The following is a 23,414-nucleotide window of genomic DNA, read 5'->3' as shown; positions in this document are numbered from 1 at the left end:
AACTTTCTGCTAACAGTATGGATTCTCTATCAAGCAAACAAATCATTCCATGTTTCTTTACCTGCAAGCTTATCAGCGGATATCTTGCTTGCTCTTTGGAATTTGAATAATGCTGCCTCGGTTTCCCCTCCGAATTCTCCGTCAAGGGGCCCAGGGTTAAATCCTTTCATATAGAGCGCTGCTTGCAGGATCCATGTAATATTGCAGCTAGCGCCTTTTTTTATGGTGACGATCGCATTCTTGGTTTTAGGTCCCCATTTCCCATCGACAACAAGCTTTTTATTGAATTGCTTATTCAATTCCGTTTGTAAACCTTTTATAAGGGCCGATCGAGTTTTGGGGCCATAAAACCCATCACCCTCAATAGCCGTTTTATATCGGCCATTTAACGTTTTTTGGATGGAAATTATAAGACTATCTCCTTTGCTGGTCTTCGGTATATCCGTTTTTTCTAATTTACAGGCAAGGTGAGGTTTCTTTCCTGCTTGTAACTGAGTATAAGATAACCCGCCTGTCATCTCCAAATGGGGATAATCCTTGAATGAGCTCCAATCCCCGCCCCATTTGAATCCTAAATCCTTACCTATGGCAGCCACGCGTTGCCAATTTGCATTCACTGTCCATATCGCTCTCTTGCCATCATCACTCACAATGAAGAAATCAATAGCCAGTCCGAAATTATGATAAGACTGCCCTGGCTTAGCGTTCGTCACAATAGGTTTAGCTAAATTACTATAGTTTTTTCTATTGTAGCTGTAAACTCGTCCTTGACCATAAAGCGCGGCTTGTTCTTCCAAAGAGCGATAACCTGCACTTATCTGTACAGTTATCCCTTCATTATAAGCACGTTCCACCATTTCCAATGCTGATGCCTTCACAACAGGATTCATCCCTTTGCCCATCTTTTTCACTGATCGATCCAATAACGTTCGTAATGCTACTTTCACTATAATCCCTCCTTTTAAATTCCCATCAGACTTTATATAAGCCTTTTAAACGGAAAAGTAGCAGAGATGGAAAATTTCAATCTCATTTATTAGAGAATAGAGGTAATATGTTATTTATTTAACAAAAGTTCCAGTTGATTTCAGAAATCAGCTCTCTTTCCGCCCCCCTTTTGTAGACATTGATTTCCACTCCAATCACTTTGAGTTAAAATTATGAGAGCCTTAACATAAAATAATATTATCCAAAAACACGACAAAAAAATTAGACTGCTTCCGTTCGCCCGTTTGCGAATGAAAGCAGTCTAATAATGTATTATTTTATTAATCTCTTTAACTTACGCTCTAATTTCAATAGAGGGACTTATTGTAAAGTCAGCCTCTGTTTTACTTTTCACTTCATCAAGTGTTACGCCATTTTGCAATTCAATCAATTCCATGCCGGCGTCTGTAAATTGAAAAACAGCCAATTCGGTAATCAGGCAATGGACGACTTTTTCTCCCGTCAATGGCAATGTACAGCTTTTTTTCACTTTGGATTCACCATGCTTGTTCACATGGTCCATAATGACAACAATTCGTTTTGCGCCTTGGACCAGGTCCATCGCTCCTCCCATTCCTTTTACCATCTTCCCTGGAATCATCCAGTTTGCCAAGTCCCCATTTTCGGAAACTTCCATCCCGCCTAAAATGGCTAGATCGATATGGCCGCCGCGAATCATCGCGAATGATTCAGCGCTATCAAAAAATGATGCCCCCGATTTTGCGGTTACTGTTTCTTTTCCTGCATTGATCAAATCCGGATCGACTTCATCCTTTTGGGGATAAGGCCCGATTCCCAGTAAGCCATTTTCCGATTGAAGCATGACATTAAAGTCATTTGGAATCATGTTGGCAATCAAGGTCGGCATTCCAATCCCTAAATTCACACACATACCATCTTGGATTTCTTTAACGGCCCGTTCTAAAATTAGTTGTCTAGTCATTCGAATACTCCTCCTTTTTATGCGTTAGCAGTTGTAAGTCTTTCAATTCGTTTTTCATAGTCATTTCCTACAAGCACTTTTTGTACATATACCCCTGAAGTATGAATTTCATCTGGATCGAGCTCTCCTGTGCCCACAAGCTCCTCCACTTCGACAATCGTGACTTTCCCTGCGGTGGCAACGACAGGGTTAAAATTCCTAGCGGTTTTCCGATATACAAGATTACCGAAATGATCTGCTTTCCAGGCTTTTACAAAGGCAAAATCTCCGACTATTCCTTTTTCCATAATGTATGTGCGGCCATCAAACTCTTTATGTTCTTTACCTTTTGCGACTTCCGTTCCTACTCCTGTAGCTGTATAAAAGGCAGGAATTCCCGCTCCGCCCGCTCTTAAACGCTCTGCCAGCGTTCCTTGGGGAACTAGCTCGACCTCCAGCTCGCCACTTAAAAATTGCTGTTCAAATAACTTATTTTCCCCTACATAAGAAGCGATCATTTTTTTGATTTGTTTATTTTCAAGCAATAGGCCTAGACCCCAATCATCGACACCACAATTGTTGCTGACAATCGTCAAATCCTTTACACCTTTGTTACGCAAAGCAATGATTAGTTTTTCTGGTATTCCGCTTAATCCGAACCCGCCAACGATAATGGTTGCTCCATCCTCGATTTGTTGAATAGCGCTATCAAAAGATGTTAATAATTTACTCATTTTCCATCATCTCCATTCTTAATACTATTCTATTAAATAAACAGTGAAGTTGCAAAAGCTATGATGAACACGGTCACTGTTTTCAAAATCGTAATCGCAAAGATATCTTTGTAAGATTGACGATGTGTCAGTCCAGTAATGGCAAGTAAGGTAATGACGGCACCATTATGCGGCAGCGTATCCATTCCGCCAGAAGCCATGGATGCAATTCGATGAAGCATTTCCGGAGTGATTCCGACACTTTGGGCCACCTGCAAATAGTGTCCTCCCATTACTTCTAACGCAATCGAAAGTCCACCAGATGCAGATCCGGTAATCCCTGCCAGCACATTAACGGCAATAGCTTCGGATACAAGCGGATTACCGCTTGCATTGAACACCCAGTTTTGAATGACCGAGAATCCAGGAAGCGTTTTCACCACATTCCCAAAACCAACTTCAGATGCAGTATTGAATATCGCAAGCAATGATCCCATTGCCGCAGCTGTTAATCCACTTGCCAATTTGACCTTGATACGTCCAACATTCAGAAGCATCGCTGCAATGATACCGATTGTCAATGCGACAATCAAAGACCAGGATGAAGTGACTGTGCTTACATCGGCAATGTTGAAAGTTTCCTTCAACATCGATGTATCATACCAGTGCTTAACCGAAATGGCACTGCGGCTGAAAGCAAAATTAAATGCTACGACAAGGATGAGCGGTACGATGGACAGCCAAAAGTTAGGCAGGTTTTGCTGTTCTGCACTTTCTGGTTCATTAATATGTCCTTCCCCATAGCCTTCACCATTTGCCAACGCTTGTTTACGACGACGCTCTAACCAGAGCATTCCTCCAGTGAATACCATGATCGCGCCAATAATCCCCATTATTGGAGCTGCATAGGTATCTGTTCCGAAATAATTCGTTGGAATGATATTTTGAATCTGAGGTGTTCCAGGAAGGGCATCCATCGTATAAGTGAAAGCGCCCAATGCTATCGTTCCCGGCAATAATCTCTTTGGAATGTCTGCTTCTTTAAAAATTGCCGCTGCGAATGGATAAACGGCGAATGCCACTACAAACAATGAAACCCCGCCATATGTCAGCGCCGAACACGCCAGCACTACAGCAAGAATGGCCTGCTTTGAGCCTAGTGATTTTACGATGGTCTTGGCAATGGATGCAGCTGCACCGCTCATCTCCATGACTTTTCCAAATACGGCCCCTAATAAAAATATCGGAAAAAACGCTTTTATATAGTTAGCCGCAAACGTCATATATGTCTCTGTGTAACTCGGCAGCAAATGTCCACCGGATAAGATAACAGCCAGTAAAGTAACAACCGGCGCTATGATAATGACCGGATAGCCCCGGTAGGCTAAAAAGATTAAAAGTCCCAGCGCCACAACAATGGCTAAAATTTGAATCACCAACTCAATTCCCCCTTTTCTCCCCTTGCCCCAAAATTATTTCGGCAGCATTTAAATAGAACTATTAATCTCCTAAATTCCACATTTTTAATCTTTCCGCTTTTACCATCCAAGCCTGCCTTCCCCAAGTCAGGCTGAATGATCTCCCAATTTTTGAGAACGCTTTCAACAATTTGTTGAATTACGAAATCCCTTTTCATTTTACGTGAAAAAACAATATAAAATGACAGATAGGCCATTCACTAAAGTAATTATGCAATTATTGTGCCAACTTTAATACAATGAAAAATCTCATCTTTTAAAGCCTTTTCCAACATTTTATTTCCCTTTCAAAAGCTAAAATCCCTTAAAACTGTCAAGGTTTCAGTACACCTAAGTATAAACTTTAAAAAAGTGTAAGAATTTTCTTACAACATTTAAATTTCCTTTCGTTTTATGTACGGATTTCCTAACACACGCAAATATTTGCTAGTGAAACATATGCACAAATGTGTGTCTCTTCTTAAGAGGAGGTTAAAAAGTATAAAAAAAGTGCCCTTGGACTAAAGGGCACTTTCTGCAGTCATAAACCATATTTATTCATTTTTTCATACAGTGTTGTTCGACTCACTCCGAGTCTCTTTGCCGTTTCTGATTTATTGCCTGAGGTCATTTCCAAACATGAAACGATTGCAGCCCGTTCCGTTTCATCCATTACTTCAGCTAAGGTGCGGATCGAGACTGATTCTTTATGGCCCGTTATTTCTTTAGGGAGATGCTTGGAACGTATCATTTCCCCTTCTTCAACAATATTCATTGCGCGTTCAATGATATTCTCCAACTCGCGAATATTCCCCGGCCATTTATAAAGACGAAGCAGCCGTATTGCTTGATCACTCATTCCCATTACGCGTTTTTTCATGAGGTTCTGGTACTTTTCAACAAAATGATTTCCCAGTATTTCAATGTCCTCCGGTCGCTCCCTTAAGGAAGGAACCTGGATTTGCAAGACCTTCAACCGGTAATACATATCAAGCCGGAATTCCCCTTTCGAGACCATTTCCTCCAGATTACGGTTTGTTGCAGCGATTACCCGTACATCAATCGGAATACTTCCCGTAGAACCTACTCTCTCAATCTCTTTTTCTTGTAAAACACGGAGCAGCTTCACCTGCATATGCAGTGGCAGCTCACCGATTTCATCGAGAAAAATCGTTCCGCCTTCAGCCGCTTCGAACTTACCTGCTTTTCCGCCTTTTTTTGCACCAGTGAAAGAACCCTCTTCATAACCAAAAAGCTCTGACTCCAGCAGCTCTGCCGGGATGGCGGCACAGTTCACTTTGACAAACACACCCATGGCCCGTCTGCTATCATTATGAATGGAATGGGCAAACAGCTCCTTACCTGTTCCGCTTTCGCCCAAAATCAAAACATTCGAGTCGCTTTTAGCCGCAATTTTGGCTTGACCTTTTACTTCCATGAAAGCAGGACTTCTTCCCATCAAATGATCAAACGTATATGAGGCCTTATTTCTCTCGCGAAAATCGCCTTTGTATTTTTTCAGCTCTACTTCAAGTGAATTTATCCGCTTGGAAAGAGCGGTAAATTGCCCGACATTCTTAAAAAGGATCTTTCCGACCGCTCCTATTAATTTATCTTGTTTCCGTATCGGGGAGCGGGTCGCAATTATATAATTATCTTTAATTTTTTGTAATTCAGCGACCTCTTGCTTGCCAGTTTTGGCGACCACATGCATACGGGTGTTTTCAATGACCTCCGTTACATGTTTCCCTATCGAGCTTTCCTGATCGACCCCAAGAAAATCCGCATAAGCGTGGCTCAGCATTTGGACATACCCTTCCGTATCGACCATCACCAAGCCGTCATAGGCAAACTCGATAATATCCTTAAACAGAAGTTCTTCATGATTATCGATATTAAGAAAATCACTTTTATTATTTGTAAACAATAGGAGGTAGATCTGATACTCCTCATCACCCATTTGAATGATGGCTTTTCTGACAATCCCATTATTATCATTCAAACGGATCGGAGTATTTACAGCTGGTACAAGGTTTTTTTCTAAAATCAAATTTATTTGCATCTCAAATTGATTCTCAGCAAAAGCCTCTGATAATATGCGATTGCTTAGAACGATTTCTTTTTCGTTTTTCGTCACCAAAACCCCAAAAGGCAATTCTTCCAATATCGCTTTCACTAATTCCAAATGAATAGTTTTATTATCGCTGGCCATTCCTATTCTCCTTAACCCGTCTGAAGTTTCCTCCATTATATCATAGGAAAATGAGGCCAAGTCATTACCGTTCCACAATCAGGGCAGTTCCTTGTCCGCCACCGATACATAAGGTGGCAAGGCCCGTTTTTGCATCCCTGCGCTTCATTTCATACAATAAAGTCACTAAGATCCGGGCACCGGAAGCACCTACCGGATGACCCAGGGCAATCGCCCCGCCATTTACATTCACTTTCTCCGGCTCCAGTTCAAGGTCCTTAACCACGGCGAGTGACTGTGCCGCAAAGGCTTCATTCACTTCCATCAAATCAATTTCATCTATTGTCAATCCCGCTTTTGCCAAAGCTTTTCTTGTCGCAGGCACTGGACCGTATCCCATGATTTTCGGGTCAAGCGCGGCGTTTGCATATGACTTGATTGTTGCTAATGCTTCCAATCCCAGCTCGTCCGCTTTTTCTTTAGACATCAGGACCAACATCGCACCCCCATCATTGATTCCGGATGCATTTCCTGCCGTAACCGTTCCATTTTCCTTAAAAGCAGGACGCAGCTTCGTTAGCTGGTCTATCGTCAGCCCATGGCGCGGGTGTTCATCTTGGTCCACCAAGATCGTCTTTCCTCTGCGTTTATATTCAACAGGTACGATTTCATCTGCAAACCGTCCTTCAAGCTGCGCCTTTTCAGCCTTTCTTTGGCTATCTAAAGCAAATTCATCCTGCTTTTCACGGCTGATTTCCCACTGCTCGGCAATATTCTCCGCAGTCACGCCCATATGATATTGATTAAAAACATCCGTTAAGGCGTCATAAGTCATTGAATCCACTGCTTCGGCATTACCCATTTTCTGTCCAAAACGATAATTTGGAAGTAAATACGGGGCATTGCTCATACTTTCGATACCCCCGGCAAGAATCACATCGGCATCACCAAGGGCAATGAATTGCGCTCCCATTATGACCGTACGGAGACCAGATCCGCAAAGTTTATTAATGGCCATGGCCGGCGTTGTTTCCGGAATCCCTGCATGAATCGCAACCTGACGTGCCACATTTTGCCCTAATCCAGCAGAGAGAATATTCCCAACCAATACCTCATCGATCAAATCAGCCGAGATATTTGCCCGCTTAATCGCTTCCTTGGCTGCCACGACTCCCAAGTCAACCGCTGAAACATTGGCAAGACTGCCTCCAAACGCACCAACTGGTGTTCTTGCTGCCCCTACAATCACTACTTCTCTCATAATACTTCCTCCTTCTCCATTTTTAATTTTCCCAGTTTAATAAAATTACGGTCCCTCTCATTGATTTTCTGAGAAACGGTAGATTCTTCATACGTAAAAATCCCTTCTCCCGACTTCGTCCCAAGCTTTCCCTCAGACACCAAATCACGAATCAAATCAGGGGCTTCCTTACTCTGATCCAATACCGGTGAAACATTATCGAAAACACGCTGCCATGTATCCAGTCCGCCAAAATCAGCAATCTCGATAGGCCCGGTAAATGCCCATCGAAAACCTGGTCCAGCCGTTATCGCTGTATCGATATCCTCAGCATTGGCAACGCCCTCTTTTAATAGATAAAAGGCTTCCCGCATCAAGGCAGTCTGGAGACGATTGGCAATGAATCCTGCTATTTCTTTTTTCAAGAGAATCGGAGACTTGCCGATTTTACGCATCAAATCCATTGTTGTCTTGACGATTTCCGGCTTTGTTTCGTCATGCTGAACAATTTCAACCAATGGAACCAAATGGCCAGGATTAAAGAAATGTGTGATGACCATCCGGTCCGCAAACGAGGCCTTCTCCATCAATTGAGAAATCGGAAAGGTCGATGTATTTGAAGCAACAATGGCATCCGGTTTGATTATTTCCTCCATTTGCTCATATAGATTCAACTTCAGCTCAATGACTTCTGGAATGGCCTCAATGATAAAATCAGCATCCCTTACTGCCCCTTCCAAATCCACGCTATATGTAATATGGGCTAAAGCGACTTGCTTTTCCTGATCAGTCAAAACCCCTTCCTCAATGAGCAATGATAGATTCTCAGAAATTCGGTTTTGGGCACGGTGTAGCAACTCTTCCTTTATATCGTTAATGGTGACGAAATACCCGCTAACTGCAAAAGACTGAGCGATTCCACTTCCCATTACACCTGAACCGATAATGGCTATTTTTTTAATCATCCAGCTTCCCCTTTCCGTTTTAATTACCTTTATTTACTCACCTTTTTATATATGCAATATCTATGCCAACGATAAGGAAAAATAAAATTCTTTTGTTATCAAGAAAATCATGATAGACTCTTACTCATTAACCTAAATCATATTTTTAATTACCTTCCCTTTATATTTCCAATGGAGCTTACTCTGTGAAATAATCCCTGTTTACGAAATAAAATGACAGACTTGGACCATTACATTTTTTATTGGAGGAATGTAATATGGTTAAAGATAAAGTAGCGATAATTACCGGATCCGCTAGAGGGATCGGCTTTGAGATTGGGAAGATATTTGCTGAAAATGGTGCAAAGGTCGTTTTGTCCGACCTTGATCAAAACACAGTTGAAAAAGCTGCTCTAGACCTAAGGAACAACGGCTTGGAGGTTATCGGCTTAAAAGCTGACGTAACAAGTGAAGAGGATATTATCCAACTAATCAAACAAGCTAAAGACAAATATGGACGAATAGATATTTTCATCAATAACGCCGGCCTTCAGCATGTTGCACCAATTGAAGAGTTTCCAACTGAAAAATTCGAACTGATGATCAAAATCATGCTGACCGCGCCATTCATTTCAATTAAGAACGTTTTGCCCCTCATGAAAGAACAGGGCTTCGGCAGAATCATCAACATCTCTTCCATTAACGGTCTGATTGGATTCGCCAACAAAGCAGCGTACAACAGTGCCAAACACGGTGTAATCGGATTGACGAAAGTCGCCGCCTTGGAAAGCGCCTCTTTTGGCATAACCGTCAATGCCCTTTGCCCAGGATACGTGGACACGCCTCTCGTCCGCGGTCAACTGGAGGACCTGGCGAAAACAAGACAAGTACCACTGGAAAGCGTTTTGGAAGAGGTCATCTATCCACTTGTCCCACAAAACCGCTTACTCGATGTAAGTGAAATTGCCGACTACGCCATTTTCCTCGCAAGCGACAAGGCACGGGGCATCACAGGCCAGGCAGTCGTGTTAGATGGCGGATATACAGCTCAATAAAATGCATCTTAAAAACCCCGAATAAAGGACACCAAAAAAGGTGCTCTGTATTCGGGGTTTTCTGTCTTCATGGCAATGTGGGAAAATTTGGTATCACAAAGAAATCCCCCATGTTACAGTATTATAGGGATACCTCCCATTTTAAAAAAATTAAAAGGAGGCCTCGTCATGATTATTAAGTGGGTTAGACTGCGATAATTAAAAGCGCAGGCCAATCATCATGCTCCGGAAAGTATATATTGATCTGCGCCATCGTAACGGCTATTGGATAATATTTAATACGGAGGTAAAAAACATGAATGAACAGATACTGAAAATAAATAAAGTGGATATATGTACAGAAAGTTTTGGAAACCCTAAGGACCCTGCTGTGCTTTTGATCATGGGAGCGATGTCTTCATTAGACTGGTGGGATGCTGACTTCTGCCTCCGCCTCGCTGATTCGGGGAGGTTTGTCATTCGCTACGATCATCGGGATCTGGGACGATCTACCGTTTATGAACCCGGTACCTCCAACTATACAATAACGGATTTGGCTGACGATGCCGCGGGCGTCCTGGACGCTTATTCCTTAGAACGGGCTTCTATCGTTGGAATGTCCCTAGGCGGTATGATCGGCCAGATTCTTGCCTTAAGATATCCGGAACGCGTAACTACGCTTACGCTAATTGCATCAAGTGTGTTCGGGACTGTAATGGAAAAACTGCCTCCAATGGACCAAAGCATATTGGATCATCATGCGAAGAGTGCTTCCATGGATTGGTCAAATCGGGAGGCGGTCATCGCTTTTCTTGCGGATGGGTGGAAAACTTTAGCCGGTTCCAAACCTTATGAGCAGCAAAGAATGTATAAACTGGCAAGAAGAGAGGCGGACCGCGCCAAACAGCTACCGAGCAGATTTAATCATGCTTTGCTTGCTGGCGGAGACGAATATTATGATAGAATGGGTGAGATATCCGTACCTGTCCTCATTATTCATGGCACAGAAGATCCAGCCTTGCCATACGAGCACGGGCTTGCTCTTGCAAAAGCCATCCCTCATGCAGAATTAGTGACTCTTGATGGATCAGGGCATGAGATTCATAGTGAAGATTGGGATGAAATTATCGATTCAGTCATTAAGCTAACTTCGCGATAAATTAGTCATAAAAGAAGCCGACCAATAAAGGTCGGCTTTTTTTATGACTACTCTTAGCAGAAACCGCCATATCCTTGAACGGGATAACAGCAATCGTTACCTCTATCGCCACCGAAACAAGCAGCTCCAACAATGATTAAGAGTATAAACAAAACGACTATAAAAGCGAAGCCGCCACCAAATCCACCAATATCATTACCGCAATTTGAATCATGACCACAATTTGACAATAGAAACATCTCCTTATTTGTTTTAGGAGGAAAATATTAAATGGGTTAATTCAACTTATGTTCTAATTAGGATAATGACACAAAAATCACCGAAAACTTTTTTAACCACCTTTAGGTGATCCGAAATAAAACAGTTTAACAGCGTATTTTTACTGTTTGGAGATTTCATGCGGCTTCGCCTGACACAGCGTCAACCTTCCGGACACCTTATCACTTATAATACGAACACTTCAAAAAGGATTTTACTCTGTGAAGATAATTATTGTTTTGTAATATCCTACTAACTTCAGCTTATTGTACAATGAAGTTAAAAGGTTCGATGTATTTATGATAAAAGGAAATTCTTATATTATTGTTTTCTCCATGCTTGTTCTGTTGACAATAGTATTTGTTTCAACTACACCAATCATAATTAAAACCTTACTTGCTTTTATAACGATTGCGTTTTTATTTCCTGTCATTAGGAAGCTTCTTTTTAAAGACCATTTCAGAAAAATTAAAGTGGCATTCTACTCATCATTGACCTTTACAATTGGTTTATTTCTAGTCTCGATTTTTGAAGAACCATCTTTTAAATTAGATGGAGATTTTTTCCTGATCATTATGGTTGTGTTTTTTTATAGTTTAATGGGAAATTTCTTTTATGGCTTACCAGTCTCACTAATTGCTGAATTTATTTCAATGAAGTTTTTCAATATTCGTTTCTGGTTATCTGGAGCGATACATATTGGTTTTGGATTGGCTACATACTTTATTGACCCAGGAGGTTTCTTTTTCTTTGCGGTTATTTGCTCCATAATCCTTTTTTGCACTAGATGAAATCACTAAAGTATATTCGACTTCTTATTGGACTAACCTGCGCCGCTAGTATTTTAGAGTGACCATAAACTGTGTAGGAACAAAAAAAGAAAAGGATTAAAAGAAATTAATCTCTTTTATCCTTTTCAAGCAGCTCAATTACTCTATCAAGTTTTTGTTCTATGCTATTGAATTTTTTTGACCTTCTTTACAATCATATCTTTTTTCTCTATATTCATAATATTTATCCTTTAAATTGGCTTTTACAATATCTAAATCCATATATTATTCCTCCCAATAACATAAAAGGGTTGCCATGGAAACCCCTTCTTCAACTCTTGCACCCGTTAGTTAATTAAGAAAAATGCCTAGCAGGAAAGAAAAGAATTAGCCATTTCCTGATAACATAACAAAGTCATACAAGTAATGAACAACTGTACCCATTTTCCAAGCTATTACTGCTGAACTAAGTGTAATTACAGCTAAACTAATAACTTTATTAACTCTAATTTGCCTTTAGCCACCTATATCTCTCCTCAACCTGTACTATTTATAGTATCTATTCTTCAACAATAATAAATAAGCCTTGTGCAACTAACCTGCCCCGATAATTCAAATAGAAAAGCGATTCTTATTAAAGAATCGCTCCCGACTGTGAATAACTATCAAATTAATATAATCGTAAGCTAACGAAACACTTTTATAACATAAAGTTTTATTAGTCAATCCATTTCCCTTCTTTTACAAGTTGGGCTTTTAAGGTGTTAAAAAGATTGTCATGTACACGTGCATAAGGTTCACCATTCTGTTTTGTTTTGCTTGAATGCTTTGAAGAATGTTCTATAGTTGTCACGTGATGTGGATGTTCTCCCTCCTTTACATCTAAAATATAAACTTGAATAGTGTGTGTATCTCTTTGATGAATGTTCATTTTCATTCCATAAATCATTTTGTTTTCCATATGTATTCTCCCTATTAATATCAGCTTTACTTACATTCTAACATAATTCACCAATTCTCTTATTCAAGAAAATGGCCCGACTGCTGAACAAGAAAAAATCCTGCATATCAATACAAGAAATTTGATCAAACTTTTATTATAGCTTTTAATAAAGATTGACTAAAAGATGTCAATAAACCTTATTGGGCAGGTATACAAAGAATCATTTTTAAATTTAGATTGATCAAAATGGATTTATTTCTCGGTATTAAGTTTACATTTTTCTATGCCAAGCGTAAATTTTAATATCAATCTTCATTCTCTTCTTCTTCATATAAATCGTGTTCACCAACATAAATAGGGCCATTTGCATGATCAATTCTGATTGGCCATTCATACGGGACGGATAAACGACTGGCTACACCTCTCCAAAATTTACTCGAATCGGTTTCAAAATCCTGAAATTCTTTTAATAGTTCTTTATAAGACGCACCGTCAAATTGTATATTCATATCCTGCAACCTCATGAAAGCCATATGTCTAATTTCAAGTTCGGCTGCCTTTTCCATTTCTTCTTCAGTTGCCACATCTATAATGGTCCCTGGCAGGGGTAAGATAGCATAGATGTTATCTACTTCTTCTCCTGTTTCTTGTGCGGGAATCAATTTATTCCGGATCCGATTAAGCATATAGTCATCTCCTAACGGTTTTAATTCTATTATATATAAGCCTATAGAACTATTCAAACTAAATATTCTAAATATTATTTGATAAATCATATAAAATTAGAATCTTTGATTTTTCAACCAAAGTACCATAATGGAATGTAATATGCATAAAAATCATCATCTATTTTAATTTTTCATTAATCTCTTCTCTATATAATCTTGTTTCACCAAACTATTAAGATTTAGAAGTAATCGGAACTCATTTTTAGAGTCCTTTTCCCTGCTTAAAAGATATGAGTGCATTCACTCAATTCAAACTCTACATATGTTTCTTCCTTATACGCTTCTTTATAGGTGTTCACCCTTCCCTGCCAATTTCTAGCTATTTTAGCAGATTGTATTCAAGTCCCTTATTGGACAATTCTGCCCCCTTTACCTGAACTGATTTTAAAAAAAGTAATAATTTTACACTTTTCCACTGGAACATTTGTTCTACCTGTGTTATTCTTATAAAAACAAATAAAAAGATCAAATCACAGCCAAACGATTTGATCCGTAATTATAAATAAAGGCCGGTTGTATCCGCGGGCCTAACACGGTTGTACCGCTGAGCCGAGCCATTTGCTAACGTTCAGGGTGCCGGTGATAAAAACAGCTACGAACTTCAGCTAAAGCACCCATTAGTTCTATAACTACTTACCAGTAGTGTTTTCTCATGTAGTTCAATGTCACAGATGTCATAATTATTAAGTGTGATAATTTGGTCAAATTCAACATTTCTTGCTTCTACCAGCTTTCTTGATGAACTGACCTGCCACTATTGAACCTAGTGCATATTCTCGGCAATCTTTTTTAGTGCCTTTGCACGAGAAACTATAAAGGCTCTCATATATTTCTCCAAAAACAGCTTATCAGCTAAAACTCCAATTGGACCGAACGGTGACTTATATTGAAATTTATCTATCATTATAGTTCCGCCCTGTTCTTCTATAAACTGATGTGTATGTACGAAGGAATGGAAGGCTCCCTTCACCATAATATCCACAAACTTATTTGGTTTTTCCATTAATGTCACTTGGGCTTTCAGCCTTTGTTTAATACCAAAGTGAATGGCTTCCCAAGTTACAGTATCTCCCTCCTCTAATAGCCCTTCTGTTACACCATCAACAGCAATCTCCTTTGTTTTCGCTGTCGTTTTGGTATGGATATCCACGCTTCTCTTAAGGTCAAAACATAATTCAACTGGTGCTTTAATAAATTGGTGATACTCAATAACAGGCATTTTTCAATCTCCTTATTTAAGCACTTTCTAACCATCATTATTGCCCGTTAAAGCAAATATTACCTAGATCTTTTCCATTAACCTTCCTGTTTTTCCCATAAGAAAAAAGCTGCCTTAAGACAGCTCTTAGGATAAATCTTTTGCCTATATTTACTTTTTCATAACGGGGATCCATATTTCACTTCTAAATGTTGGTGAGGTTATTTCTTTATTTTCGTTCCAAAGGATTTCCGGCCCTTCTCTTTGTTCATAGTTAGAGGATGGAAACCATTCGGAATAAATCCTGCCCCATACATTTTGCAGTGTTTCAGGAAAAGGTCCGACTGCTTCGAATACCGCCCATGTAGATGCATCCACTTTCAGCTGTGTTAAGTTATCTGGACATTCCCTCGTTGTTGCTGCGCCGATATAATGATCAAGCTCCCCTTTTTCTTCAAACCTTCCTTCGGAAAAGTTCGCAGATGCACTAAGCAGTCCTAATGGCTCGACATTCGAAAGGTTTTTAAGTTCATTTATCGTTTTCTCGTCTAAACTTTTCCACATGGATGCAATCTCTGGATTAACCCCGTTAAAAATGATTGGAACTCTTTTTTTAATTCCAACTATATGAAATGCCTCTTTTTCTTCAATTCGATAGTTCATTTCACTGCCTCCTTTAATGGATAATTGGAAGGACATCGGTGGATAGGCTTTAAGTGAATGGCCATTACTTCTCGCTTCAGATGGTGTGATGCCGTGCAAATGTTGAAATGCTCTCGCAAAAGAGTCCGGTGAGCTGTATCCGTACTTTATCGCTATATCAATGACCTTTATGTTGTTATCTTTAAGCTCAAACGCTGCAAGTGTAAGTCGTCTTCGGCGGATATACTCGGATAGTGAAATACCTGCAAGGAACGAAAACATCCTTTTAAAATGATACTCCGAGCAATAAGCTAGCCTTGCAACCTCTTTAAAGTCAATTTCGTTCGTAAGATTTTCTTCAATGAATTTAATGGCACCATTCATATTTTTAAGCAAATCCATTCAATGACCTCCCTTATATCAACAGAATAGCAGGAGTTGAAACTAATCATCCGACATTCTGTGCACGATTATGCAGGGTATAAACATTTTCGTTAGTTTAAGTACAAACCTTCACGATTTCTTATAGACTTTCAATAAAAAAGCAGAAAACTATCACACTGTAAGGGCATTTTATTAGTTCTATTTTTTATAAAGGACTACCCTCAAAACCAATCCGCAAAATATTTTTTAACGAACCTCTGTCATATATCGGTTATATAAATCATTACATTTTTCAAGGCATTCTAAATATAATTGTCTGATTTCTGAAATTGGACATAGTTTTATGTAACTTTCATCTTTTATTATCCTAATTAATGGGTTCATTTCGTAATAATAACTATATTCTTGGTTTTCTTTATTTAAAATGCTTTTATATCTTTTTAAAATAGTTATATAAGCATCGTCAATTAACCTGTAATCACATTTGGCTCTCTCTTGTTTATAAAATGTATAGATTTCTCTTCCGAAAAATTTACTTTCCGTAAAGAACGAAGAATTTACTGGAGAATAATAAAGATACTGATCTTGATAAGGTCTCTTACTAATCTGCATTCTATGCCAATTTTTCACTTCTTTATACCGATCTCCTAAAGCTTTATAATCATTTGATATCGTTTTGGTTTGGAGATTCGATACATATTGAAAAATAGCAGAATTATTTTCGTAGTCAGAAATAGTAGTTATAGAACACCAGCATATATAGTTATTATCTAATTTCCCAATAATGCAGACCTCTTGTTTGGGACTAATGTATATTTCAAAAGAAACTTCCTTATCATCTACTTTATAATTTGGAACTACACTATGATTTTGCTTGATCAAATTAAATTTTTCCATTTTAATTCCTCTCATATCTTTTCGTAAATTTACTGTATTCCTGCATATAAGTCAGAATTTCTACTTCAGCTATTGCCCCTTTTGATCTATAAGAAAAGAGCAATTCGTCACTGCCCCTTAGAGAACTTTCGCACCTGTTAAATACTCTTATTGTTGAGATGGGGATTTACGTACTTTTTGCATAAATAGCTCTGGATTATCAATCTGATTAAAACCGTATTTTTTATATAATGAATGTGCATCATTAGTAGCTAACATAAACCTGCGAACCCCTTCTAGTTCGGAATGGTTGGTGATAACCTCCATTAACCATTTTGATAATCCTAATTTACGATAAGCAGGTAATATAAACACATCGCATAGATACGCATGGGTTGCTAAATCGGTTATTACCCTTGCAAATCCAACTTGTTCACTATCTTCATTTCCTATTTCACCTTTATAAACCCCAAAACATAAGGCCGTATTTTCAATAGACTTTATTACTGTTTCCTTGGTTATTCCCTTTGACCAGTAAGCTTCCTGATTCAAAAAATCATGTATTAAATCCACATCTAAATACTTTTTATTAGTGGAAATCGAAAACCCCTTAATATTCATTTCACATCCCCCTAACCTTTTTTAATTTTCTGTAATTATAACAAATCACTGATTTTAATCTTTTGAACTAACTTGCCGAAATGGTTAAAAGCTGCCTTAAATATAACTCGATCTTCAGCTAACGCACCAGTTAGTTAAGTAAGGATTTAAGGAATTCTTGGAAGAATTTTAATACAACAAGTATAACTAAGTAATCCGAAACAAATATTATACATGTTGTAAAATCAAAGGAGGTGGCTAAAATGAAAGCACAACGAGCAGAAGAAATTGCTTCTTCACCAAATATGGTTAATGTAACCTATAATGAGGAAAGTATCTACATCGAGCACGTCGATGAACAAAATGGAACGGCTACAATCCATCCCCTTGATGATCCAAATAAAAAACAAAGTGTTTCTGTAACCAGCTTAAAGGAACAGTAATTTCCTCGATTCAATTAATAAACCTCCACTTTCGGGTGGTGGTTTATTGTTCGATTAAGTTCATTGAACAAGCACCACATCTTGTACAGCGTATATTCTTCCATAAGCGTAAAAAAAAGCCAACATCAATTGTTGACTTGGATTTCTAATTAATTTAACAACCTGTATTCATTAATTGGTATTACTTATATATTTCATTCTCTAATATAATCACTTTTTCCCCATTCGCTGCTTTCCCTATTTGTTTCGTATTTTCAACCAACCGAAAAATATTATCACAGCATTGTTTTGCACCTATAACTAATAATGGTACACCTATAAAATCAATTTTTAATGCTCTTGATAAATATCCCCCTATAGACATCGCAATAGGTACAGTTGGTGATGTATTGGAGAATACTATTTTTTCGTTAAAATGAAATTTCTCTTCTAGTAGTAAAGTCAATTCTTTTAATGCCGGAACAACAAGTTTCTCTCTTTTATGTCCCAATGTATAAACGGAATTGCCCTCTTCATCGGTCCCGCGAAAAATCAGCTTTCCAAACTCTTTTTTCGTTAATTTATTAAAATATTTTACATTTAATATTTCTTCCGAAGTTAGTTTTCTTTCCGATTGAGGTAATTGTTTTAAATGATAGGCGGCAGCCAAAGACGTGGTATGTGTACCCCCATAATCATTATAGATATACATCATGAAATCATCCCTAATAGTTTTTTTTAATACTATTATGGTCATATACTCCATTTCCAATTCAGTTGATTATTATCGGGTAATATACCGAATCAAGTTGTCCTATCTATAAACACGACCTTTTTGCATTACTCGATAAGTATATTCCTGTCCTCGAATTATCAAGACCTAAATCATAAAAAGGGTTAATAAATAAAAGAGTACACCTATCAGTCATGAATGATAGGTGTACTCTTTTATTGTTTATATTATTTATAAGCTGGGTATGTATAGACAGCAACGCCTCTATAGCCAGTCAGTGAGTTTCTTTACTAACGTGTTCTAAAAGCCTCCCCATCCTAGAGAAGGGACAGAAAATTTTATTAGCTTCTCATTGATTTCTTCTTTTTTAATCGGGGCAGGCAATACTGTGTTCCTAACATCAGCGAACGTTTTAAGGTCAAAGGATTTTATAGCTTCTCCTTCTTGGTTCATGATTGAGAGAATTCCATCATTACTCGTTTTTAGACTAGGTTGATCACTGGTTAAATGAGTATAGTATAAGTCTTCGTTCAGCGTGTAGGAATGAGAGTAGTCCGCTGAATAAAGTTTGCTTTTTTTATCAATTTTCCCTGATTTAAAGTTTTCAAAGCCATAGTTGAATAAAAGCTTGGTATCAGCGTAGGCAACCTTGTCTGAAGGAGCTTTTAGAGTGACAGCAATCAATTCCTGTTCTCCTCTGGTGGCAGTGGAAATCAGGGTGTAGCCGGATTGACTGACGAAACCGGTTTTCCCGCCGGTCATTCCCTTATAGGGGAGTTCACCTTTTAACATTTTATGATGGGTAATTAGAGTTGTGTCCCATGTTTCCACTTCCCATGGTAAATCCTTCTTCCCAAAATAATCACGGAAAGTTTCATTTTTCATTGCATATTGGGTAATTTTCGCAAGGTCACTGGCTGTAGTTACATGGTCTTTGTCAAACAATCCATGGGGGTTCGTAAAATGAGTATCGGTGACGTTTACTTCTTGTCTTAAAAACTCATTCAAATCTTCCATAAACAGTTTTTCACTGCCAGACATATGCTCGGCAATTGCGATGGCTGCATCATTTCCGGAGTTGATTAGCATGCCTGCAATTAATCTGGAAAGCTCTATTTCCTCCCCAGGTTCAATAAATACCGAAGACCCGTCTGCCTTCGCTGCTTTCTTGCTAACAGTCACTAGTTCGTTCATATCCCCGTGTTCAATAGCATAAATAGCAGTGGCAACTTTCGTTAAACTGGCTGGATACATACTTTTATTCATGTTTTTTTCGTATAATACTTTTCCACTTTTCGCATCAATAATGATTCCGGCTTCACTATTGAGAGGTAAGTCAGATTCTGCACTTACTGTCGTAGAGGCGAAGGGGATTAAAGCCAAAATGAAGATGAAGAAAAACTTTTTCATATGCCGCTCCTTTAATGATAGTAAAATCCTATATAGTCATAATAAAATAAATCTGAATGTTTAGAGTTGATTTATTGAAAGTGAAATACAAAAGTAATTACCCCTTAATAATTTTGGAAACATTTCGGGTAATGATCTTCATTTTCTTTCCTGCAATAACTTTATAAGGGGTATTGCCCTTTTATTGGAGGCTCCATTCACTCCCCTTTAAATAGATTTTTTTGTAAATCACTAAATCTTTTCATGAAAAAAACCCTTCAAAATGAAGGGCTCAGACTGAAGACAAACTCGATGAAGAACAAGTTTGTCTTAATTTGTATTTAGGTTTATAAAACCAGAACGTCGATTTCCACTCCAGGCACTCGCTTTCCGCGGGCGGTCCGGGGGCCTCCTCGGCGCTTTTGCGCCTGCGGGGTCTCCCCTTGACGCGCTTTTCCCGCAGGAGTCTCGCACCTTCCGTTCCAATCAACTTTGTTTTGAAATTTAGAAAACCCTTTTGTCTACTAACTCAGCCCTTTAAACTGAAAAGCTATTTACTTTATAGGTGTTAGAATTCTGTTATGTTTTCATTTTCATTCCTATTAACACACATTCCACTTTTACAATCGGTTTTCTTGTTAATATAAATATAATGGTTACAGGTATGATTAATAAAACATAGTACTGGCCACTTTCTTTGATCCAATCATAAATAAATGAGTTATAAACATATTCCAGAAAAAACATATGAAAAAGATAAATGCCTAATGTAATTGATCCTATTTCAGTAAAAAAAGTTTGTTTTTTAGGAACAATACATAAAAAACAATAAGTTGCTGCTCCCATAATTAAATAAACGAGTAACTTATATATAAAACCGAGGGCAACGGAGCCTTCCATTAATTCCTTATAACCTAAACGGCCATAAAACCATTCCCTCCAAGTCATTTCCCCATAGAAATAAATACCGATAAAGATTAAACCTAGTACAGCCCAGCTTATTAGGGCATTACTTTTCTTTTTAATCCATTCAAAATGATTTTTTTCTAAAAAATGACCAATTAAAAAGAAAGGAAAGAAAAAGAACGTTCTCGACAAACTTAACCATTCATTCACTTCACCAAAGTAACCGATTATTAGAGATACAATTATTGAAAAAACGATTCCATATTTTCTGGAGGAAAATATAAACAATAATATATTCCAGCAGAATAAGCTTATTAGGAACCATAAAGCCCATCTTGGAGTCAAAATTGTGAAGTCTATTGGTTCATCAAATATCTTCTGATAATAGAAGGTATAAATCACCTGGAATATTACATAGGGAATTAATATTTTCTTAATGAGCCCCCAGAGGTCCTCTTTACTTTTTATCTTTCTTGAAAAATAACCGGATACTAAAATAAAAGCTGGCATATGGAATGAAAAAATAAACAAATAAATAGTTAAAATCCATTCGTTTTCTTCCACCATTCTAGCTAATGTGTGTCCCAAAACAACTAGGACGATTAAAACGGCTTTCGCATTATCAAAATACGGATCACGCTTCATTAAATCTTACCCCCTATAAAGAAACTACTAGTTATATCTTCTAATCCTCAATTATGGTTTGAATGCAAAAGCCGGCTTTCCTCTAATATAGGATTGCCGGCTTTTTACTTAAGGAACTTCATTGGAGTATCTACCATATCATAGCTTGTTTACAGTATAGTTAATGGAAAATAACAGTTTGATAACAGAGACTTAAACAAAAAACTCCACCCGCCAATTGAAGCCTTCTTATGGCGCTAACGCACCCGTTAATGACCTGCTGGAACGAACAATCAATTCCAAAATCAAATCCCAAGCAGTTCCATACGTTTTCGCCTTACCAAAACGGGTAGTGTATTATATAAGCATGAGTATGATAACGTCTCTCTATAGGAGGAATGTTCATGAATCCGGTCATTTTATTTGATGGTGAATGCAACTTTTGCGATTCGAGTGTCCAGTTCATTATAAAGCGGGATCCGCAGGGGCTTTTTCATTACGCTTCGCTTCAAAGTGAGGCGGGACAAGAGTTGCTGAAGAAGTATGATGTTCCTGCAGATATAGATAGCATGGTCCTGATCGAAAGGGATAAGGCCTACTATAAATCGTCTGCAGCCTTGAGGATATGCCGCCGCTTACAAGGGGCATGGAAGTTGCTTTACGGCTTCATCATCGTTCCAAGCTTCATCCGGAACTTCGTTTATGATTTCATTGCCAGGAACCGTTACAAATGGTTCGGAAAGAAAGAAGAAAGCTGTATGCTGCCGTCGCCAAGTGTTCGAAAGCGATTTTTATAAATGACCTTATCGACAAGCAAAAAGGACTTCAAAGTATTCGAGGTCCTTTTTGTTTGTTGTATTAGAAATGGTCAACTTTCTAGTATCAACAAAAAAAGGACGATCAGCGCTCATGGCTTTTCGTCCTTTTCAATGTGTAAATGTAGAGTATCTCCATAAATGATTGGCCGTAGGATGCGCCATCATTTCGAGCCCTTTGTTTTCCGCCAGGTGCAGGGGTTCCCAGTCTAGGTCATCTGCCTCCTTTAGGTAGACTTCGTGATGCGGTGCCTGATCATGATAGCCGGCTATATTGATTTCGCCATTTCGGTAAAAGGTCCCGATCACTTTATAATCCACGGCAGGAGAAATGATGATTGGGTTGCCTACAGAGTGTGTCAGCTGAATTGTCGTTTTTTCAAGATTGGATAATACGCGCTTCACTTCAATGTCTTCATCAGAGGCCACTCCTTCCTCGAGGAAATCGCCATCATGATTGTAGGCTTCACTTTTCCCGACCGCTTTGGAGAATTCAATCTCGGCTTTTCTTTCCTTTTCGTGAATATACACATCGACTCTAGTCCGGAAACAGGGTGATTCAGGATCAAACCCGCGATTGTCACCTTTAAAAAAGGGAACCTTCGATGCAAGATTGGGGTTTTTCAGCCACTCTTCCGGTAAAAAGGTGGAATAGCGCAGCTGCCAATTTCTTTTCTTTTTACCGTCCACATCGTTTTCAACTGGCTGTAAAAGCTTTTTTACAGGCCCAATCTTTTTCGTATTCGTTATTTCCTCGATCGCAGCCTGTGCTTGGGATGAACCTTTTTTTACGGCACCGACAATACTCGCTACAAGTGATTTCACGGCATAGGACTCCTGCTCTGACCGCGGAAGGGGCCGCTTTGCTTTAATGGTATATGTGTATTCCTGATCTTCACTAATACTTCGATCACTGAAGGAACATCCACCCACTTTCCCGATATCCACGCCGTTTCGGTAAATCGTATACTCTTTTATTCCTTTGATGGGCTCCCATTCCAGGCTGGCTTGGCCTCTTGCGACAATCGTGGTGAATACCAAATCCAAAAGGATATTATCTTCTTTTTTATTCTCGGCGGTCGTTGATGTCTGTATCTTCATCCTGTTCACTGCCTGATTTTTTTCATTCAAGCTATCTATCGTGTACGTGTAAATGGTTCCTGGAGTCAGTCCCCTATCTGCAATACTTGGCACAGAGCCGCTGTAAATAAGCTCTTGCCCCCTAAATACCCGATAGAAACCGCCTTCATCAGGCCAAATAAGCTTAATGGCATCTTCTTTCCGTTCGATTTTACACATCCATGAAGCCGTTTTGAATACCGCTTGATGCTTCCTCTTATTGGAAATGAGATAAGCGATTCCCGCAATACCAAGAGCAAGCAATGAATGCCTTGCAGTGAACGTAACTCCGCCTACTTTTAAACGGGGAAATGAATAATGGGCAATCAACTTCTTCATCACCTCTTTCTTTTCTAGGTG

General features: G+C 38.8%; 24 protein-coding genes. 5 read left to right on the top strand and 19 right to left on the bottom strand.

Annotation, left to right across the window (positions count from 1 at the left end; genetic code table 11):
- Positions 1-29 precede the first annotated feature (29 nt).
- From V3595_RS01675 to V3595_RS01645, 7 genes are all read right to left on the bottom strand, one after another.
- On the bottom strand, positions 30-947 hold the full coding sequence (locus V3595_RS01675; protein WP_485905197.1) for a peptidoglycan-binding protein: 918 nt from the start codon (positions 945-947) through the stop codon (positions 30-32).
- Positions 948-1,282: 335 nt separating this feature from the next.
- Positions 1,283-1,930: a 3-oxoacid CoA-transferase subunit B gene (locus V3595_RS01670; protein ID WP_485905196.1), complete on the bottom strand. Its 648-nt coding sequence runs from the start codon at positions 1,928-1,930 to the stop codon at positions 1,283-1,285.
- Between the two features lie 17 nt (positions 1,931-1,947).
- On the bottom strand, positions 1,948-2,643 hold the full coding sequence (locus V3595_RS01665; RefSeq protein WP_144477424.1) for a CoA transferase subunit A: 696 nt from the start codon (positions 2,641-2,643) through the stop codon (positions 1,948-1,950).
- Between the two features lie 32 nt (positions 2,644-2,675).
- Entirely contained in the window at positions 2,676-4,061 is a 1,386-nt protein-coding gene (locus V3595_RS01660; protein WP_485905195.1) for a GntP family permease, read from the bottom strand.
- A gap of 559 nt (positions 4,062-4,620) precedes the next feature.
- Positions 4,621-6,327 carry a sigma-54 interaction domain-containing protein gene (locus tag V3595_RS01655; protein ID WP_485905194.1) on the bottom strand — a complete coding sequence of 569 codons (1,707 nt, stop codon included), beginning with the start codon at positions 6,325-6,327 and terminating at the stop codon, positions 4,621-4,623.
- Positions 6,328-6,355: 28 nt separating this feature from the next.
- Positions 6,356-7,531: an acetyl-CoA C-acetyltransferase gene (locus V3595_RS01650; protein WP_485905193.1), complete on the bottom strand. Its 1,176-nt coding sequence runs from the start codon at positions 7,529-7,531 to the stop codon at positions 6,356-6,358.
- Positions 7,528-8,475 (bottom strand): 3-hydroxyacyl-CoA dehydrogenase family protein, encoded by a 948-nt coding sequence (locus V3595_RS01645; protein ID WP_485905192.1) that lies wholly within the window; start codon positions 8,473-8,475, stop codon positions 7,528-7,530. Before V3595_RS01645 ends, V3595_RS01650 begins: the two co-directional genes overlap by 4 nt.
- Positions 8,476-8,732: 257 nt before the next feature.
- On the opposite strand from V3595_RS01645, the gene V3595_RS01640 reads away from it, so the two are divergent.
- Both V3595_RS01640 and mleCBF read left to right on the top strand, forming a co-directional pair.
- Positions 8,733-9,509: a 3-hydroxybutyrate dehydrogenase gene (locus tag V3595_RS01640; protein WP_485905191.1), complete on the top strand. Its 777-nt coding sequence runs from the start codon at positions 8,733-8,735 to the stop codon at positions 9,507-9,509.
- A 295-nt stretch (positions 9,510-9,804) separates the two neighbouring features.
- The gene (gene mleCBF / locus V3595_RS01635; RefSeq protein WP_485905190.1) at positions 9,805-10,647 is read left to right on the top strand and encodes a CBF family alpha/beta fold macrolide esterase; all 843 of its coding nucleotides are present in this window, start codon (positions 9,805-9,807) and stop codon (positions 10,645-10,647) included.
- A gap of 53 nt (positions 10,648-10,700) precedes the next feature.
- On the opposite strand, the gene V3595_RS01630 is transcribed toward mleCBF, so the two are convergent.
- Positions 10,701-10,886: a YjcZ family sporulation protein gene (locus V3595_RS01630; protein WP_485905189.1), complete on the bottom strand. Its 186-nt coding sequence runs from the start codon at positions 10,884-10,886 to the stop codon at positions 10,701-10,703.
- 318 nt (positions 10,887-11,204) lie between these two features.
- Here V3595_RS01630 and V3595_RS01625 point away from each other — a divergent pair, with 318 nt between their 5' ends.
- Positions 11,205-11,696 (top strand): hypothetical protein, encoded by a 492-nt coding sequence (locus tag V3595_RS01625; RefSeq protein ID WP_485905188.1) that lies wholly within the window; start codon positions 11,205-11,207, stop codon positions 11,694-11,696.
- A 106-nt stretch (positions 11,697-11,802) separates the two neighbouring features.
- On the opposite strand, the gene V3595_RS01620 is transcribed toward V3595_RS01625, so the two are convergent.
- From V3595_RS01620 to V3595_RS01590, 7 genes are all read right to left on the bottom strand, one after another.
- Positions 11,803-11,859 (bottom strand): DUF4083 family protein, encoded by a 57-nt coding sequence (locus V3595_RS01620; protein ID WP_485905685.1) that lies wholly within the window; start codon positions 11,857-11,859, stop codon positions 11,803-11,805.
- 534 nt (positions 11,860-12,393) lie between these two features.
- Positions 12,394-12,636 (bottom strand): hypothetical protein, encoded by a 243-nt coding sequence (locus V3595_RS01615; RefSeq protein WP_485905187.1) that lies wholly within the window; start codon positions 12,634-12,636, stop codon positions 12,394-12,396.
- 287 nt (positions 12,637-12,923) lie between these two features.
- Positions 12,924-13,304: a hypothetical protein gene (locus tag V3595_RS01610; RefSeq protein WP_485905186.1), complete on the bottom strand. Its 381-nt coding sequence runs from the start codon at positions 13,302-13,304 to the stop codon at positions 12,924-12,926.
- Between the two features lie 805 nt (positions 13,305-14,109).
- Positions 14,110-14,565: an SRPBCC family protein gene (locus tag V3595_RS01605; protein WP_485905185.1), complete on the bottom strand. Its 456-nt coding sequence runs from the start codon at positions 14,563-14,565 to the stop codon at positions 14,110-14,112.
- Positions 14,566-14,715: 150 nt separating this feature from the next.
- Entirely contained in the window at positions 14,716-15,588 is an 873-nt protein-coding gene (locus V3595_RS01600) for an AraC family transcriptional regulator (RefSeq protein ID WP_485905184.1), read from the bottom strand.
- 228 nt (positions 15,589-15,816) lie between these two features.
- Positions 15,817-16,467, bottom strand: coding sequence for a hypothetical protein (locus V3595_RS01595; RefSeq protein ID WP_485905183.1), 651 nt, complete (start codon positions 16,465-16,467; stop codon positions 15,817-15,819).
- A 147-nt stretch (positions 16,468-16,614) separates the two neighbouring features.
- Positions 16,615-17,067, bottom strand: a complete 453-nt coding sequence (locus V3595_RS01590; RefSeq protein WP_485905182.1) for a GNAT family N-acetyltransferase — start codon at positions 17,065-17,067, stop codon at positions 16,615-16,617.
- A gap of 242 nt (positions 17,068-17,309) precedes the next feature.
- Between V3595_RS01590 and V3595_RS01585 the strand changes: the two genes are divergently transcribed.
- Positions 17,310-17,489: a small acid-soluble spore protein H gene (locus V3595_RS01585; protein ID WP_101223203.1), complete on the top strand. Its 180-nt coding sequence runs from the start codon at positions 17,310-17,312 to the stop codon at positions 17,487-17,489.
- A 181-nt stretch (positions 17,490-17,670) separates the two neighbouring features.
- Here the strand turns inward: V3595_RS01585 and V3595_RS01580 are convergent, their stop codons facing one another.
- The 3 genes from V3595_RS01580 to V3595_RS01570 all read right to left on the bottom strand — a co-directional run bounded on the left by V3595_RS01580 (position 17,671) and on the right by V3595_RS01570 (position 21,141).
- Positions 17,671-18,183, bottom strand: a complete 513-nt coding sequence (locus V3595_RS01580; RefSeq protein WP_137020838.1) for a DUF3189 family protein — start codon at positions 18,181-18,183, stop codon at positions 17,671-17,673.
- A 318-nt stretch (positions 18,184-18,501) separates the two neighbouring features.
- Positions 18,502-19,611 (bottom strand): D-alanyl-D-alanine carboxypeptidase family protein, encoded by a 1,110-nt coding sequence (locus V3595_RS01575; protein WP_485905181.1) that lies wholly within the window; start codon positions 19,609-19,611, stop codon positions 18,502-18,504.
- 558 nt (positions 19,612-20,169) lie between these two features.
- Entirely contained in the window at positions 20,170-21,141 is a 972-nt protein-coding gene (locus tag V3595_RS01570) for an acyltransferase family protein (protein ID WP_485905180.1), read from the bottom strand.
- A 383-nt stretch (positions 21,142-21,524) separates the two neighbouring features.
- Here V3595_RS01570 and V3595_RS01565 point away from each other — a divergent pair, with 383 nt between their 5' ends.
- Positions 21,525-21,917, top strand: a complete 393-nt coding sequence (locus V3595_RS01565; protein WP_137020835.1) for a thiol-disulfide oxidoreductase DCC family protein — start codon at positions 21,525-21,527, stop codon at positions 21,915-21,917.
- A 129-nt stretch (positions 21,918-22,046) separates the two neighbouring features.
- Here the strand turns inward: V3595_RS01565 and V3595_RS01560 are convergent, their stop codons facing one another.
- Positions 22,047-23,393 carry a DUF3238 domain-containing protein gene (locus V3595_RS01560; protein ID WP_485905178.1) on the bottom strand — a complete coding sequence of 449 codons (1,347 nt, stop codon included), beginning with the start codon at positions 23,391-23,393 and terminating at the stop codon, positions 22,047-22,049.
- Positions 23,394-23,414 lie beyond the last annotated feature (21 nt).

It is taken from the genome of Bacillus sp. CFBP9009 (assembly GCF_036541465.1).
Classification (GTDB): domain Bacteria; phylum Bacillota; class Bacilli; order Bacillales; family DSM-1321; genus Peribacillus.
Note: the sequence above shows the minus strand (reverse complement) of the source record. Positions and strands in the feature narration are given on the sequence as shown.

Excerpts from the sequence above, each read along its gene's own strand:
- V3595_RS01670 (WP_485905196.1), bottom strand. The coding sequence starts at position 1,930 with ATGACTAGACAACTAATTTTAGAACGGGCCGTTAAAGAAATCCAAGAT.
- V3595_RS01665 (WP_144477424.1), bottom strand. The coding sequence starts at position 2,643 with ATGAGTAAATTATTAACATCTTTTGATAGCGCTATTCAACAAATCGAG.
- V3595_RS01655 (WP_485905194.1), bottom strand. The coding sequence starts at position 6,327 with ATGGAGGAAACTTCAGACGGGTTAAGGAGAATAGGAATGGCCAGCGAT.
- V3595_RS01650 (WP_485905193.1), bottom strand. The coding sequence starts at position 7,531 with ATGAGAGAAGTAGTGATTGTAGGGGCAGCAAGAACACCAGTTGGTGCG.
- V3595_RS01645 (WP_485905192.1), bottom strand. The coding sequence starts at position 8,475 with ATGATTAAAAAAATAGCCATTATCGGTTCAGGTGTAATGGGAAGTGGA.
- V3595_RS01640 (WP_485905191.1), top strand. The coding sequence starts at position 8,733 with ATGGTTAAAGATAAAGTAGCGATAATTACCGGATCCGCTAGAGGGATC.
- mleCBF (WP_485905190.1), top strand. The coding sequence starts at position 9,805 with ATGAATGAACAGATACTGAAAATAAATAAAGTGGATATATGTACAGAA.
- V3595_RS01630 (WP_485905189.1), bottom strand. The coding sequence starts at position 10,886 with ATGTTTCTATTGTCAAATTGTGGTCATGATTCAAATTGCGGTAATGAT.
- V3595_RS01625 (WP_485905188.1), top strand. The coding sequence starts at position 11,205 with ATGATAAAAGGAAATTCTTATATTATTGTTTTCTCCATGCTTGTTCTG.
- V3595_RS01615 (WP_485905187.1), bottom strand. The coding sequence starts at position 12,636 with ATGGAAAACAAAATGATTTATGGAATGAAAATGAACATTCATCAAAGA.
- V3595_RS01610 (WP_485905186.1), bottom strand. The coding sequence starts at position 13,304 with ATGCTTAATCGGATCCGGAATAAATTGATTCCCGCACAAGAAACAGGA.
- V3595_RS01605 (WP_485905185.1), bottom strand. The coding sequence starts at position 14,565 with ATGCCTGTTATTGAGTATCACCAATTTATTAAAGCACCAGTTGAATTA.
- V3595_RS01600 (WP_485905184.1), bottom strand. The coding sequence starts at position 15,588 with ATGGATTTGCTTAAAAATATGAATGGTGCCATTAAATTCATTGAAGAA.
- V3595_RS01595 (WP_485905183.1), bottom strand. The coding sequence starts at position 16,467 with ATGGAAAAATTTAATTTGATCAAGCAAAATCATAGTGTAGTTCCAAAT.
- V3595_RS01590 (WP_485905182.1), bottom strand. The coding sequence starts at position 17,067 with ATGAATATTAAGGGGTTTTCGATTTCCACTAATAAAAAGTATTTAGAT.
- V3595_RS01585 (WP_101223203.1), top strand. The coding sequence starts at position 17,310 with ATGAAAGCACAACGAGCAGAAGAAATTGCTTCTTCACCAAATATGGTT.
- V3595_RS01580 (WP_137020838.1), bottom strand. The coding sequence starts at position 18,183 with ATGATGTATATCTATAATGATTATGGGGGTACACATACCACGTCTTTG.
- V3595_RS01575 (WP_485905181.1), bottom strand. The coding sequence starts at position 19,611 with ATGAAAAAGTTTTTCTTCATCTTCATTTTGGCTTTAATCCCCTTCGCC.
- V3595_RS01570 (WP_485905180.1), bottom strand. The coding sequence starts at position 21,141 with ATGAAGCGTGATCCGTATTTTGATAATGCGAAAGCCGTTTTAATCGTC.
- V3595_RS01565 (WP_137020835.1), top strand. The coding sequence starts at position 21,525 with ATGAATCCGGTCATTTTATTTGATGGTGAATGCAACTTTTGCGATTCG.
- V3595_RS01560 (WP_485905178.1), bottom strand. The coding sequence starts at position 23,393 with ATGAAGAAGTTGATTGCCCATTATTCATTTCCCCGTTTAAAAGTAGGC.